The sequence below is a fragment of the Pseudomonas sp. MUP55 genome, from assembly GCF_034043515.1.
In the GTDB taxonomy this organism is placed as follows: Bacteria; Pseudomonadota; Gammaproteobacteria; order Pseudomonadales; family Pseudomonadaceae; genus Aquipseudomonas.
In genome coordinates this window covers 4,967,501-4,980,069 of record NZ_CP138214.1, presented here as the reverse complement: position 1 = coordinate 4,980,069, position 12,569 = coordinate 4,967,501, and the positions used below count along the sequence as shown (strand labels likewise).

Genomic DNA, 12,569 nt, shown 5'->3' with positions numbered 1-12,569 from the left:
TAAACCGAAAACCCTGTTTATCGGGCTGGCGCTGTTATGTCTGGTGGCGATCTGGCTTTCATTGGCCTTGGGGCCGGTCAGCCTGCCGCTGTTCGACACACTCAGGGCGGCGTTACGATTAATGGGCGCGCCGATTGAGCCCCAGGGGCTCGAGCAGGCCGAACTGATCCTGGGGCAGATCCGTTTACCGCGCACGCTGCTGGGCCTGGCCGTCGGTGGTGTGCTCGCGTTGTCGGGCGTGGCGATGCAGGGGTTGTTTCGCAACCCGCTGGCCGACCCTGGCTTGGTGGGCGTGTCCAGTGGCGCGGCATTGGGCGCTGCGGTGGCGATCGTCGGGGGCTCGTTTTTTGGCGGGCTGCCGGATGCATTCGGGCCCTATCTATTGTCGATTTGTGCGTTTCTGGGAGGGCTGGGCGTCACGGCGTTGGTGTATCGATTGGGACTGCGCAATGGCCAGACCAACGTCGCGACGATGTTACTCGCCGGCATTGCGCTGACAGCCCTCGCCGGTTCTGCGGTGGGGCTGTTTACCTACCTGGCGGACGACGCCACCTTGCGCACGCTGACATTCTGGAACCTGGGCAGCCTCAATGGCGCCAGCTATTCGCGATTATGGCCGCTACTGCTGGTGAGTGCGGGTGTGGCGTTGTGGTTGCCGCGCCGAGCGAAGGCCTTGAATGCACTGTTGCTGGGCGAGTCCGAGGCCAACCATCTGGGCATTGATGTTGAAAGGCTCAAGCGTGAGCTGGTGTTCTGTACGGCACTGGGCGTTGGCGCGGCGGTGGCTGCGGCGGGCATGATCGGCTTTGTCGGGTTGGTGGTGCCGCACTTGGTGCGGTTGCTCGCAGGGCCGGATCACCGTGTGCTGTTGCCTGCTTCGGTGCTGGCGGGCGCGAGCTTGCTGCTGTTTGCGGACCTCGTGGCGCGCTTGGCGCTGGCGCCGGCGGAACTGCCCATCGGTATCGTCACCGCGTTTATCGGCGCGCCGTTTTTTCTGTATCTGTTGCTGCGAGGGCGCGCCTGATGCTGCGGGTGGAAGCGTTGCAGATCCGCCGCGGGGGCAAAACCGTATTGGCGGATATCGGCCTGGAACTGCTGCCGGGCGAAGTGCTGGGCGTACTGGGGCCCAATGGTGCAGGAAAAAGTACCTTGCTGAGTGCGCTGTGCGGCGAGCTGACCCCTGATCAGGGCAAGGTCTGGCTCGACCAGCAAGAGCTCAAGCATCTGAGCGGAGCGCAACGAGCCCGGCGCCTGGCGGTACTGCCTCAGAGCTCAACCCTGGATTTCGCTTTCCGTGTCGAGGAAGTTGTAGGCATGGGACGTCTGCCGCATCAGACCGGGCGAGTACGCGATGAGGAAATCATCCACGCGGCGCTTCGAGCGGCGGATGTCGGGCACCTGAGTGGTCGCAGTTACCTGGCCTTGTCGGGCGGAGAGCGTCAGAGGGTGCACCTGGCCCGTGTCCTGGCACAATTATGGCCGGGCGAGGCGGGGCAGACGTTGTTGCTGGATGAACCGACGTCAATGCTCGATCCGTTGCATCAGCATACGACCTTGCAGGCAATCCGCAGCTTTGCTGATCGTGGCGCTGCGGTGCTGGTGATCCTGCATGACCTCAATCTGGCCGCACGTTACTGTGATCGTATCCTGTTGCTGGAAAACGGACGCCCTCATGCTCTGGACACGCCGGCGCAGGTGCTGCAGCCCGAGCCGCTCAAGGCGGTGTTTGGGCTGGATGTGTTGGTGCACTCGCACCCGGAGCGTGGTCATCCGTTGATCATCGCACGCTGAGTTCAGTTTTCTCGGGCCAAAAAAAGACCCGGCAAGAGCCGGGTCAAATAACCGTGATTAGCCTGATGAGGAGATAATCTGAGAGTCCGAACCAATGGTCTTTCAGTTATCGGCTGATCTCGCGACCAGCTGTGATAATCATAACGATTCTCATTTGAGAGTCAACCGCTGTTTTCGGATTTTTCGCCACGAGTCTTTGGCTGATCTTCAGGGCTAGATCTTCTGGCGCGTCGAGAGCGCATCCAACTGACGATTCAACGCCTCCTTGCGCTCCGCGGGGATGTCGTTCCAATGCACGTCCATCAATGCGCCTTCAATCGCATACAGCAGCACTTTTGACGCTCTGAATCCGCGTGTGCGCACGGCGCGGTAAGCATCGACCGCCCCCAGCCGGCGTAGGTCGGACGCGCTGTGGATGCCCGCCGCATGCAGCCACTGCGCCGACGTCTTGCCGAGATTCTTCAGGTGTTGCAGCTCATCGTTCATCAAGCCTCCTTGCGACGGCCGAATGGTGCGGTGGGTATCGTGACCAGCAAGCCTGAAAATGAGTGTAGCGCTCAGTAGGAAAAGCGTGATTCTTTGGTCGGTAACGACTCAAAAGCTTATAAGAATGGCGCTATGGTCAGGCAGGCGCGCGCGCCCGGCACGTGTTACGCCGCCGGGGGGCTGAAGCTTTGAGGTTATTTGGTGCGGTAGCGCAGGCGGGTGCCGAAATTCACGGACATCAGAATTTCGTCAGCCGTGAGGTCGGGTGGGAAGTAAGTACCGGAAATCTGCGCATGGGCGAGGCTGGCGCCTTCCAGTGAGCAATCGCGTAAATCCAGTCCGCGCAGGTCGGCGGAGCGAAAGTACGCGTCGGTGAAGTCGATGCCGGCAGCATTCAGTTCGCGCAGATCCAGCCCTCGAAAGTCGCCGCCGCGCATATCGATGATGCTGTCGTCGGGGCGCTGTTGGTTGAAGCCGCGTACGTCGTCCTTGTGCAGGAGTGCGTAGAGCGGAGTATCAAGAAGCTTGGGCTGACTCATGACGGCGACTCCGGCTGGTATTGTAATGCCATTATAGTGCCGCTATTGCAGGGTCGTGCGCCAAAGTGGACGACACGACCAAGAAATATTTCTTACAGGCCGGGCAAGCGTTGACGAATATGCGCAACCAACGCATCGAGGGTCCCGCTTTCATTGGTCTCGACGCGCTTGCTCAGGAGCAACTCCTGCGCTGTCAGCGGGTCACGACTGGCCTGTTGTTCTTCGATCACGACCAGCGTTGCGTCAGACGGATCGTTTTTATCTGCCTGACGTTGTGCCAGCCAACTGGCGATAACGGCCTGGGGCGCATTGCAATCCAGGATCAGGAACGGGGCGCCGGTGGCTTCGGCAACCCGGGCCGCCGCGTCACGTTGTTCGCGTTTGAGGAAGGTGGCGTCCAGTACCACCGGGAAACCGGCGCGGAGCACGGTGTCGGCAATTTCGTTCAGGCGCGTGTATGTCGCAGCACTGGCGTCATGGCTGTAGATGCCGGCTTGCGGGGTGTTTTCCACCTGCTGCTCGCCAAACAGGCGCTTGCGCTCCACGTCCGAACGCAGGCGAACAGCGCCCAGGGCTTCGACCAGGCGCATGGCGACATGGCTTTTGCCCACGGCCGAAACACCATGGGTAATCGCCAGGAAACGCGACGGAATCGTGCTGTAGCTTTCAGCCAGGTTGGCATAGTTGCGGTACTGGCGCAGGGTCGTGGCCCGCTGCACGGGGTCGGCTTCGCTCGGCATGCTGAACAGGGCCACTTTCGCCCGCACCAGTGCGCGATAAGCCTTGTAGAAATTCAACAGCTCCAGGCCCTGATAGTCGCCGGTCAGTTCCAGGTACTGGCTGATAAAGCGGCGCGCCAGGCATTTGAGGCCACGGTCTTCCAGATCCATCGCCAGGAACGCGGTATCGGCGTAGACGTCGGTGAAGCGGAACGGCTCGTTGAATTCGATGCAGTCGAAGATCACTACGTGACCATCGATCAGGGTGGCGTTACCCAGGTGGATATCACCGTGGCACTCGCGCGTGAAACCATGGAGCTTGCGTTGTTCCAGCAGCGGCTTGAGGCGTTCGAAGCTACTTTCGGCCCAGGCTTGCAGGGCTTCCAATTGAGTGAGGTCAGCCTTGTCACTGAGGAACGGGCGGATCTGATCGAAGTTCTGGCGTACCGGTGCCATCACTTCTTCCGGGGTACCGGCCGGGTGCTCTTGCGCAACCTTGGGGGCGTTGAGGTGAAAGTGCGCGATCTGGCTGGCCATTTCATCAATGTGCGCGCTGGTGAGCTCACCGTTGGCTTGCAAGGTGCTCAACATTTGGCTTTGCGGGAATTGACGCATTTTCAGCGCATATTCGATCACCGGACCGTCACCCGCCAATTGCGGTGCGTCGGCCGTGCCGGTAATTGGCAACACTTCGAGATACAAATCTTCGGTGAGACGCTGGTTCAGGCGCAGCTCTTCGTTGCAGAAGTGGCCGCGCTTTTCCAGATCGGTGAAGTCCAGGAACCCGAAGTTCATCGGTTTCTTCAGTTTATAGGCATAGGAACCGGTCAGAATCACCCAGGAAATATGGGTTTCGATGACTTGAAACGCTTGCACCGGATGCGGGTACAAAGCCGGGTTTTGCAGGGCGGCAATCAGGGACTGGCTCACGGGCGATCCTTCAAAGTCTGGGAGAAATCATGACGGGCATTATGGCCGCTACGGGCGGTCGTGCAAACCGCTGTCCGGCTCATGTTGATCATCAATAAAGTGCGTATAATCCGCCGCCATGACTCGAACCCGATCTCCCCGTTCCCGTAAAAAACCTCCTTCGCGCAGCCTGCGCCCTTGGCTGGGCTGGGCGCTCAAGCTCGGCCTGGTGGGCCTTGTAGCGCTCGCCGGCGTCGCGGTGTATCTCGACGCCGTGGTCCAGGAGAAGTTCTCCGGCAAGCGCTGGACCATTCCGGCCAAGGTGTATGCACGCCCGCTGGAACTGTTCGCCGGCCAGAAACTGAGCAAGGAAGACTTCCTCACCGAGCTCGATGCGCTGGGCTATCGACGCGAACCCGTCAGCAACGGCCCGGGCGCGGCGGCCGTCAGCGGCAATACGGTCGACCTGAATACCCGCGGCTTCCAGTTCTATGAAGGCCTGGAAAAAGCCCAGCCGGTACGCGTGCGTTTTTCCGGCGACTACGTGGCCGAGCTGTCGTCGCTCAACGGCGCCAAGCTGCCGGTGGTGCGCCTCGAGCCGTTGATGATTGGCGGTATCTACCCGAAGAACCTTGAAGACCGGATTCTGATCAAGCTCGATCAAGCGCCTCCATACCTGCTGGAAACCCTGGTTGCGGTGGAAGACCGCGACTTCTACAGCCACTGGGGCGTCTCGCCGAAGTCGATTGCCCGTGCGGTCTGGGTCAACACCTCCGGCGGCAAGATGACCCAGGGCGGCAGTACGCTTACCCAGCAGTTGGTAAAAAACTTTTACCTGACCAATGAGCGCAGCCTGACCCGCAAGCTCACCGAAGCCATGATGGCGATGCTGCTGGAGCTGCATTACAGCAAGCAGGAAATCCTCGAGGCCTACCTCAATGAAGTGTTCGTTGGCCAGGATGGTCAGCGCGCGGTGCACGGTTTCGGCCTGGCCAGCCAGTTCTTCTTCGGCCAGCCGTTGTCCGAATTGAAGTTGCACCAGGTCGCGTTGCTGGTGGGCATGGTCAAGGGGCCGTCCTACTACAACCCGCGTCGCAACCCTGAACGTGCGCTGGAACGCCGCAACCTGGTGCTCGATGTACTCGAGCAGCAAGGCGTTGCCACGGCCGAACAGGTCGCCGCCGCGAAGAAAATGCCGCTCGGCGTCACCACCCGCGGCAAGCTGGCGGACAGCTCATTCCCGGGCTTTATCGACCTGGTCAAGCGTCAACTGCGTGAAGACTACCGGGACGAAGACTTGACCGAAGAGGGCCTGCGCATCTTCACCAGCTTTGACCCGATTCTGCAGATGAAGGCAGAAGCGTCCGTCAATGACACCTTCAAGCGCCTGACGGGCCGTAAAGGCTCCGATGAAGTAGAAGCCGCCATGGTCGTGACCAACCCGGAAACCGGTGAGGTGCAGGCCATGATCGGCAGCCGTCAGGCCAGTTTTGCCGGGTTCAACCGCGCCCTGGATGCCGTTCGCCCGATCGGCTCGCTGGTCAAGCCGGCGGTTTACCTGACCGCCCTGGAAAAACCGAGCAAGTACACGCTGACCAGTTGGCTGTCGGATGACCCGCTGTCGATCAAAGGTGCCGATGGCCAGGTGTGGACGCCGAAGAACTTCGACCGTCGCTCCCACGGCACCGTGTTCCTGTATCAGGGGCTGGCGCATTCCTACAACATCTCGACGTCGCGCCTGGGGCTCGAAGTCGGTGTGCCGACTGTTCTGAAGACGCTGGCACGATTGGGGATCGAACGAGAATTCCCGGCGTTCCCGTCGATGCTCCTGGGCGCTGCGGCGATGAGCCCGATGGAAGTGGCCACCATGTACCAGACCTTGGCCAACGGCGGTTTCAATACGCCGATGCGCGGCATTCGCAGCGTGCTGACGGCCGAGGGCGAACCGCTCAAGCGATACCCGTTCCAGATCCAGCAGCGTTTCGATGCGGGCTCCATCTACCTGATCCAGAACGCCATGCAGCGCGTGATGCGTGAGGGTACCGGGCGTTCGGTCTACAGCGTGCTGCCGTCGAACCTGACGCTGGCGGGCAAGACCGGCACCAGTAACGACTCGCGCGACAGTTGGTTCGCAGGTTTTGGCCAGGACGTACTGGCCGTGGTGTGGCTGGGCCGTGACGATAATGGCAAGACGCCATTCACCGGTGCGACCGGCGCGCTGCAGGTCTGGACCAGCTTCATGCGCAAGGCTGACCCGTTGCCGCTCAACATGCCGCAGCCCGACAACATCGTGCAGGCCTGGATTGATCCGCACACCGGCCAGGGTTCAGATGCCAACTGCCCGGGCGCGGTGCAGATGCCGTATATTCGTGGCAGCGAGCCACCACCCGGTGCCGCATGCGGGGGTAGCGCCCCTGCTGACGCGGACTCGGTGATGGATTGGGTCAAGGGCTGGATGAATTAAGCAAAGAGGGTTTCAAGTGAACAAGTTGTGGATTCCAGCGATTACCGTTCTGGCTCTGCTCGGCGGTTGCTCCAGCGTGCAGCGCGGCTCGATCCCGGTTGTGGATTCGAGTACGAACGTTTCCAGTAACGACCGTATTTCGGCCACTGGCGGGTTTCGTCAAACCGTGACGAACCGTCCGGCACAGGCCAAGCCTCAGGCGATGCCGCAGGATTCGGGCGTGGTGGTGATGGTGCCGGGCAGTGGTGCTGCAACCACAGCGCCGATCAGTGCCGAACCCTGGACCCCTGGGCCGAGCACGTCGGGGCCGATCGATTCGACGCCAATGCAAGCGGCGCCGATCAATCAGGGCACCTACACCATGCCGTCGACGCCAAGCGGCATCCCTTCGTCGTCCAATGCTGGCGGCCTGTCGGCGGACGAACAACTGGATGGCCCGGTATTGGCGCTGCTCACCACCGCCCAGCAACAGCAGGCCGGTGGCGATCTCAATGGCGCTTCGTCGAGCCTCGAGCGCGCCCAGCGCGTTGCCCCGCGCGAACCACAAGTGTTATATCGCCTGGCCCAGGTACGCATGGCCCAGGGTGATGCGCCGCAGGCCGAGCAGTTCGCGCGCCGTGGTTTGACCATGGCCAATGGTCGTCCGGACCTGCAAGCCAGTCTGTGGGCCTTGATTGGCGATGCACGTGCCGCCCAAGGCGACGCCGCCGGCGCTGCCCAGGCTCGGGCAAAAGCCAAGGTCAGCCTCTGATGGATGCGCGGTTCCCGGCGATTGCCGAACAGTTGTTATTGATCGAGCGAGAGCTGCGCGTGCAGGGCTGGTGGGATGAGGTGTCCCCCAGCGCTGAAACGCTCAGCAGCGTCGAGCCGTTTTCAGTCGATACCCTGGATTTCCACCAGTGGCTGCAATGGATTTTCCTGGTGCGCATGAAGCAGATCCTCGAGCAGGACCTGCCTCTGCCCAATGCCTCCGGAATTCTGGAAATGGCCGAGATGGTCTATGCCGACCGTCCGCGCGAGAGCCTTGGTTTGCGCAATGCGCTGAAAAAGTTCGACCAATTGATCGTCGACGCTCGTTAATTGCCTGACTGTCGGCTTTTCCGGCAGTCTTGCGCATATTTCTACCGCCTGACGACATTCAGGCGAGTTTTATCCCTCCTCACAGGCCTTTCTTCTACGTTCTCATGCGCTTAGTTGGAAAAAAGCGCAATTATTGCTTGACTTGAAGGGCCTGAAACAGAAGAATCCAAAGTCCGCTGTATCGGGACTGCCAGAAGCAGGCCCGCTCAGCAGATCATGAGGCGCACATCCGCGCCGACCTGTAACACCCGCAACGCGTTACCTCGCGCTGGGTGGGAAAAGCCCGCAACACTTGGGACGATCCCAATACTTGCTCAGTCAGTGCTGACGTAGTCGGCGACCACCGTCGCTCATGCTCTGTTGAGAAGTAAACCTATTAAGACCCGTCGGTTTTTAACGGACGGTATTCTGGCGTTTTAGAGGTGAACAACGTGGAGCTTTTATCTGGTGGTGAGATGCTCGTCCGCTTTTTGCGTGACGAAGGCGTCGACTATATCTACGGGTACCCAGGTGGTGCTCTGCTGCATGTCTACGACGCACTGTTCAAGGAACCGGCTGTTACCCACATCCTGGTTCGCCACGAACAGGCCGCAACCCATATGGCTGACGGTTACGCCCGTGCCACCGGTAAAGCCGGCGTGGTACTGGTCACATCCGGCCCAGGCGCAACCAATGCCATCACCGGCATCGCGACTGCCTATATGGACTCCATTCCGATGGTGATCATTTCCGGCCAGGTCGCCAGCACCATGGTGGGTACCGATGCGTTCCAGGAAACCGACATGATCGGTATCTCCCGGCCGATCGTGAAGCACAGCTTCATGATCAAGCACGCGTCGGAAATTCCGGAAGTCATGAAGAAGGCGTTCTACCTCGCACAATCCGGTCGCCCGGGTCCTGTCGTGGTGGATATCCCCAAGGACATGACCAACCCGGCCGAGAAATTCGAATACATTTTTCCGAAGAAAGCCAAGCTGCGCTCCTACAGCCCGGCCGTGCGTGGGCACTCGGGGCAGATCCGCAAGGCCGCAGAAATGCTCCTGGCGGCCAAGCGCCCGGTGCTGTACTCCGGCGGTGGCGTCATTCTGGGGGGCGGTTCCGCACCGCTGACCGAATTGGCCAAGCTGCTCAACCTGCCGGTGACCAATACCTTGATGGGCCTCGGTGCCTACCCGGGCTCGGACCGTCAGTTCGTCGGTATGCTCGGCATGCACGGCAGCTACACCGCCAACCTGGCCATGCACCACGCCGACGTGATCCTGGCGGTTGGCGCACGGTTCGATGACCGCGTGATCAACGGTGCGAGCAAGTTCTGCCCGAATGCCAAGATCATCCATATCGACATCGACCCGGCGTCCATTTCCAAGACCATCAAGGCCGACGTGCCGATTGTAGGTCCGGTGGAAAGCGTGCTGACCGAAATGGTCGCAGCGCTCAAGGACATCGGCGAAACGCCGAACAAGGAATCCGTTGCCAGCTGGTGGAAGCAGATCGACGAATGGCGCGGTGATCGCGGCCTGTTCCCTTACGACAAGGGCGACGGCAGCATCATCAAGCCACAAACCGTGATCGAGACCCTGTGCGAAGTGACCAAGGGCGACGCCTTTGTGACCTCCGACGTGGGCCAGCACCAGATGTTCGCCGCGCAGTACTACAAGTTCGACAAGCCTAACCGTTGGATCAACTCCGGTGGACTGGGCACGATGGGCTTTGGTTTCCCGGCGGCCATGGGCGTAAAACTGAGCTTTCCGGATGCCGACGTTGCCTGTGTCACCGGTGAAGGCAGCATCCAGATGAACATCCAGGAGCTGTCGACGTGCCTGCAGTACGGCCTTCCCGTGAAGATCGTCTGCCTGAACAACGGCGTGCTGGGCATGGTTCGTCAGTGGCAGGACATGAGCTACGGTAGCCGTCACTCCCATTCCTACATGGAATCGTTGCCGGATTTCGTCAAGTTGGTTGAAGCCTATGGCCACGTCGGCATGCGCATCACCGATTTGAAAGATCTGAAGCCGAAGATGGAAGAGGCGTTCGCCATGAAGGACCGCCTGGTGTTCATCGATATTCAGGTCGATACCAGCGAGCACGTCTATCCGATGCAGATCAAAGACGGCTCTATGCGCGACATGTGGCTGAACAAGACGGAGCGTACTTAATCATGCGGCACATTATCTCCCTGCTTCTGGAGAACGAACCCGGCGCTCTGTCTCGTGTTGTCGGCCTGTTTTCGCAACGCAACTACAACATCGAAAGCCTGACCGTGGCCCCGACCGAAGACCCGACCCTGTCGCGCCTGACGTTGACCACCGTGGGCCACGATGAGGTGATCGAGCAGATCACCAAGAACCTCAACAAGCTGATCGAAGTGGTCAAGCTGGTCGACCTGTCGGAAAGTGCCCACATCGAGCGCGAGCTGATGCTGGTCAAGGTCAAGGCCACAGGCGCCCAGCGTGCCGAGATCAAGCGCACCACCGATATTTATCGCGGGCAGATCGTCGATGTGAGCGCCAGCGTTTATACCGTTCAACTGACCGGTACGAGCGACAAGCTGGACAGCTTCATCCAGTCGATCGGGACGGCCTCGATTCTGGAAACCGTACGCAGTGGTGTCACCGGGATTGCCCGTGGCGACAAAGTACTCAGCATCTAACCCAATTAGCGAATGGCCTTACGGCCTGGATATATAGAGGAACCTCATGAAAGTTTATTACGATAAAGATTGTGACCTGTCGATCATCCAGGGCAAGAAAGTCGCCATCATCGGTTACGGTTCCCAGGGCCACGCTCAAGCGTGCAACCTGAAAGATTCCGGCGTTGACGTTACCGTTGGCCTGCGCAAAGGCTCGGCTACCGTTGCCAAGGCAGAAGCCCATGGCCTGAAAGTGACTGACGTTGCTTCCGCTGTTGCGGCTGCCGACCTGGTCATGATCCTGACCCCGGACGAGTTCCAGTCCGCGCTGTACAAAAACGAAATCGAGCCGAACATCAAGAAGGGCGCCACCCTGGCCTTCTCCCACGGCTTCGCGATCCACTACAACCAGGTTGTGCCACGCGCTGACCTCGACGTGATCATGATCGCGCCGAAGGCTCCGGGTCACACTGTGCGCTCCGAGTTCGTCAAGGGCGGCGGTATCCCTGACCTGATCGCGATCTATCAGGACGCCTCGGGCAATGCCAAGAACGTTGCGCTGTCCTACGCTGCCGGTGTTGGCGGCGGTCGTACCGGTATCATCGAAACCACCTTCAAGGACGAGACTGAAACCGACCTGTTCGGCGAACAAGCCGTACTGTGCGGCGGTACTGTTGAACTGGTAAAAGCCGGTTTCGAAACCCTGGTTGAAGCCGGCTACGCGCCAGAAATGGCCTACTTCGAGTGCCTGCACGAACTGAAGTTGATCGTTGACCTCATGTACGAAGGCGGTATCGCCAACATGAACTACTCGATCTCCAACAACGCCGAGTACGGTGAGTACGTGACTGGCCCGGAAGTGATCAACGCCGAGTCCCGTCAGGCTATGCGCAACGCTCTGAAACGTATTCAGGACGGCGAATACGCCAAGATGTTCATCAGCGAAGGCGCAACCGGCTACCCTTCGATGACCGCCAAGCGTCGTAACAACGCCGCTCACGGTATCGAAGTCATCGGCGAGCAACTGCGCTCCATGATGCCGTGGATCGGTGCCAACAAGATCGTCGACAAAGCCAAAAACTAAGTCGTACGTATCAAGTGAAAACGCGGCTTCGGCCGCGTTTTTTCGTTTGGGCAAGCCGGTTCTGGTATAAAGCTGCATCGTTTGCCGGCGAACACTCGCGGCAAGTATCTGTCGAATTTTTTTCACACCGTTGCAAGGTAAAGTCCATGAGCGAACGTCCCGAAGAGCCAAACCAGGCTTCTGACGCCGAAAGCCTGCTACCGATCGATGAACATGTCGAAGAAGGGCACGATGCGGAAGGCCGCAAGGTCCGGCATCGTGGCATCTATCTTCTGCCCAACCTGTTCACCACGGCGAACCTGTTTGCCGGCTTCTATTCCATCATCAACTCCATGAGTGCCCAGAGCGCATTGGCGGCGGGGGATGCTGCGAGCGCAAGCAAGTACTTTGGTTTCGCCGCCATCGCTATCTTCGTCGCCATGGTGCTTGATGGTCTGGATGGACGTGTCGCACGCATGACCAACACCCAGAGCGCTTTCGGTGCCGAGTACGACTCGTTGTCGGACATGGTTGCCTTCGGTGTCGCCCCTGCGTTACTGGCGTTCGCCTGGGCGCTGGGTGATATGGGTAAGGTCGGCTGGATGGTGGCCTTCATTTATGTGGCGGGCGCAGCGTTGCGTCTTGCGCGCTTCAACACTCAAGTCGGCACTGCCGACAAGCGTTACTTCATTGGCCTGGCCAGCCCGGCGGCGGCTGGCGTGGTGGCGGGTATCGTCTGGGCGTTCAGTGACTACGGCATCCAGGGTTCGAAGATGTCGTTCCTGGTGGCATTGATGGTTGCGGCAGCCGGCATGCTGATGGTCAGCAACATCAAGTACAACAGCTTCAAGGAGCTCGACCTCAAGGGGCGTGTGCCGTTCGTGGCGAT

Annotated in this window: 12 protein-coding genes (1 of these 12 cut by a window edge); 9 read left to right on the top strand and 3 right to left on the bottom strand. The window is 59.9% G+C overall.

Annotated features, from left to right (window positions below):
- Positions 1-40: 40 nt before the first annotated feature.
- Both SC318_RS22440 and SC318_RS22435 read left to right on the top strand, forming a co-directional pair.
- Entirely contained in the window at positions 41-1,024 is a 984-nt protein-coding gene (locus tag SC318_RS22440; protein ID WP_320431280.1) for a FecCD family ABC transporter permease, read from the top strand.
- Positions 1,024-1,791 (top strand): heme ABC transporter ATP-binding protein, encoded by a 768-nt coding sequence (locus tag SC318_RS22435; protein ID WP_320428506.1) that lies wholly within the window; start codon positions 1,024-1,026, stop codon positions 1,789-1,791. Before SC318_RS22440 ends, SC318_RS22435 begins: the two co-directional genes overlap by 1 nt.
- 213 nt (positions 1,792-2,004) lie before the next feature.
- Here the strand turns inward: SC318_RS22435 and SC318_RS22430 are convergent, their stop codons facing one another.
- The 3 genes from SC318_RS22430 to SC318_RS22420 all read right to left on the bottom strand — a co-directional run bounded on the left by SC318_RS22430 (position 2,005) and on the right by SC318_RS22420 (position 4,465).
- Positions 2,005-2,277 (bottom strand): TfoX/Sxy family protein, encoded by a 273-nt coding sequence (locus SC318_RS22430; RefSeq protein ID WP_306494629.1) that lies wholly within the window; start codon positions 2,275-2,277, stop codon positions 2,005-2,007.
- Positions 2,278-2,471: 194 nt separating this feature from the next.
- On the bottom strand, positions 2,472-2,816 hold the full coding sequence (locus SC318_RS22425) for a pentapeptide repeat-containing protein (protein ID WP_320428505.1): 345 nt from the start codon (positions 2,814-2,816) through the stop codon (positions 2,472-2,474).
- Between the two features lie 92 nt (positions 2,817-2,908).
- The gene (locus SC318_RS22420; RefSeq protein ID WP_320428504.1) at positions 2,909-4,465 is read right to left on the bottom strand and encodes a bifunctional aminoglycoside phosphotransferase/ATP-binding protein; all 1,557 of its coding nucleotides are present in this window, start codon (positions 4,463-4,465) and stop codon (positions 2,909-2,911) included.
- A 118-nt stretch (positions 4,466-4,583) separates the two neighbouring features.
- On the opposite strand from SC318_RS22420, the gene mrcB reads away from it, so the two are divergent.
- From mrcB to pssA, 7 genes are all read left to right on the top strand, one after another.
- Positions 4,584-6,908, top strand: coding sequence for a penicillin-binding protein 1B (gene mrcB, locus SC318_RS22415; protein WP_320428503.1), 2,325 nt, complete (start codon positions 4,584-4,586; stop codon positions 6,906-6,908).
- 16 nt (positions 6,909-6,924) lie between these two features.
- Positions 6,925-7,659, top strand: a complete 735-nt coding sequence (locus tag SC318_RS22410) for a tetratricopeptide repeat protein (protein ID WP_320428502.1) — start codon at positions 6,925-6,927, stop codon at positions 7,657-7,659.
- Positions 7,659-7,988, top strand: coding sequence for a YqcC family protein (locus tag SC318_RS22405; RefSeq protein ID WP_320428501.1), 330 nt, complete (start codon positions 7,659-7,661; stop codon positions 7,986-7,988). The genes SC318_RS22410 and SC318_RS22405 overlap by 1 nt, the downstream gene beginning before the upstream one ends.
- A gap of 431 nt (positions 7,989-8,419) precedes the next feature.
- Entirely contained in the window at positions 8,420-10,144 is a 1,725-nt protein-coding gene (locus SC318_RS22400; protein ID WP_306494623.1) for an acetolactate synthase 3 large subunit, read from the top strand.
- A gap of 2 nt (positions 10,145-10,146) precedes the next feature.
- Positions 10,147-10,638 (top strand): acetolactate synthase small subunit, encoded by a 492-nt coding sequence (gene ilvN, locus SC318_RS22395; RefSeq protein WP_003176102.1) that lies wholly within the window; start codon positions 10,147-10,149, stop codon positions 10,636-10,638.
- Between the two features lie 46 nt (positions 10,639-10,684).
- A complete protein-coding gene (gene ilvC, locus SC318_RS22390; RefSeq protein WP_003176099.1) occupies positions 10,685-11,701 on the top strand; it encodes a ketol-acid reductoisomerase in 1,017 nt (338 codons plus the stop codon).
- A 146-nt stretch (positions 11,702-11,847) separates the two neighbouring features.
- Positions 11,848-12,569 carry the 5' portion of a CDP-diacylglycerol--serine O-phosphatidyltransferase gene (gene pssA / locus SC318_RS22385; RefSeq protein WP_003176097.1) on the top strand. 136 nt of this gene lie beyond the right edge of the window, so only the first 722 of its 858 coding nucleotides appear in the window; the start codon lies at positions 11,848-11,850; its stop codon lies off the right edge, out of view.

What these genes read in the sequence shown, in the direction of transcription:
- SC318_RS22435 (WP_320428506.1), top strand. Translation starts at nt 1,024, where the DNA reads ATGCTGCGGGTGGAAGCGTTGCAGATCCGCCGCGGGGGCAAAACCGTA.
- SC318_RS22430 (WP_306494629.1), bottom strand. Translation starts at nt 2,277, where the DNA reads ATGAACGATGAGCTGCAACACCTGAAGAATCTCGGCAAGACGTCGGCG.
- SC318_RS22425 (WP_320428505.1), bottom strand. Translation starts at nt 2,816, where the DNA reads ATGAGTCAGCCCAAGCTTCTTGATACTCCGCTCTACGCACTCCTGCAC.
- mrcB (WP_320428503.1), top strand. Translation starts at nt 4,584, where the DNA reads ATGACTCGAACCCGATCTCCCCGTTCCCGTAAAAAACCTCCTTCGCGC.
- SC318_RS22405 (WP_320428501.1), top strand. Translation starts at nt 7,659, where the DNA reads ATGGATGCGCGGTTCCCGGCGATTGCCGAACAGTTGTTATTGATCGAG.
- ilvN (WP_003176102.1), top strand. Translation starts at nt 10,147, where the DNA reads ATGCGGCACATTATCTCCCTGCTTCTGGAGAACGAACCCGGCGCTCTG.
- ilvC (WP_003176099.1), top strand. Translation starts at nt 10,685, where the DNA reads ATGAAAGTTTATTACGATAAAGATTGTGACCTGTCGATCATCCAGGGC.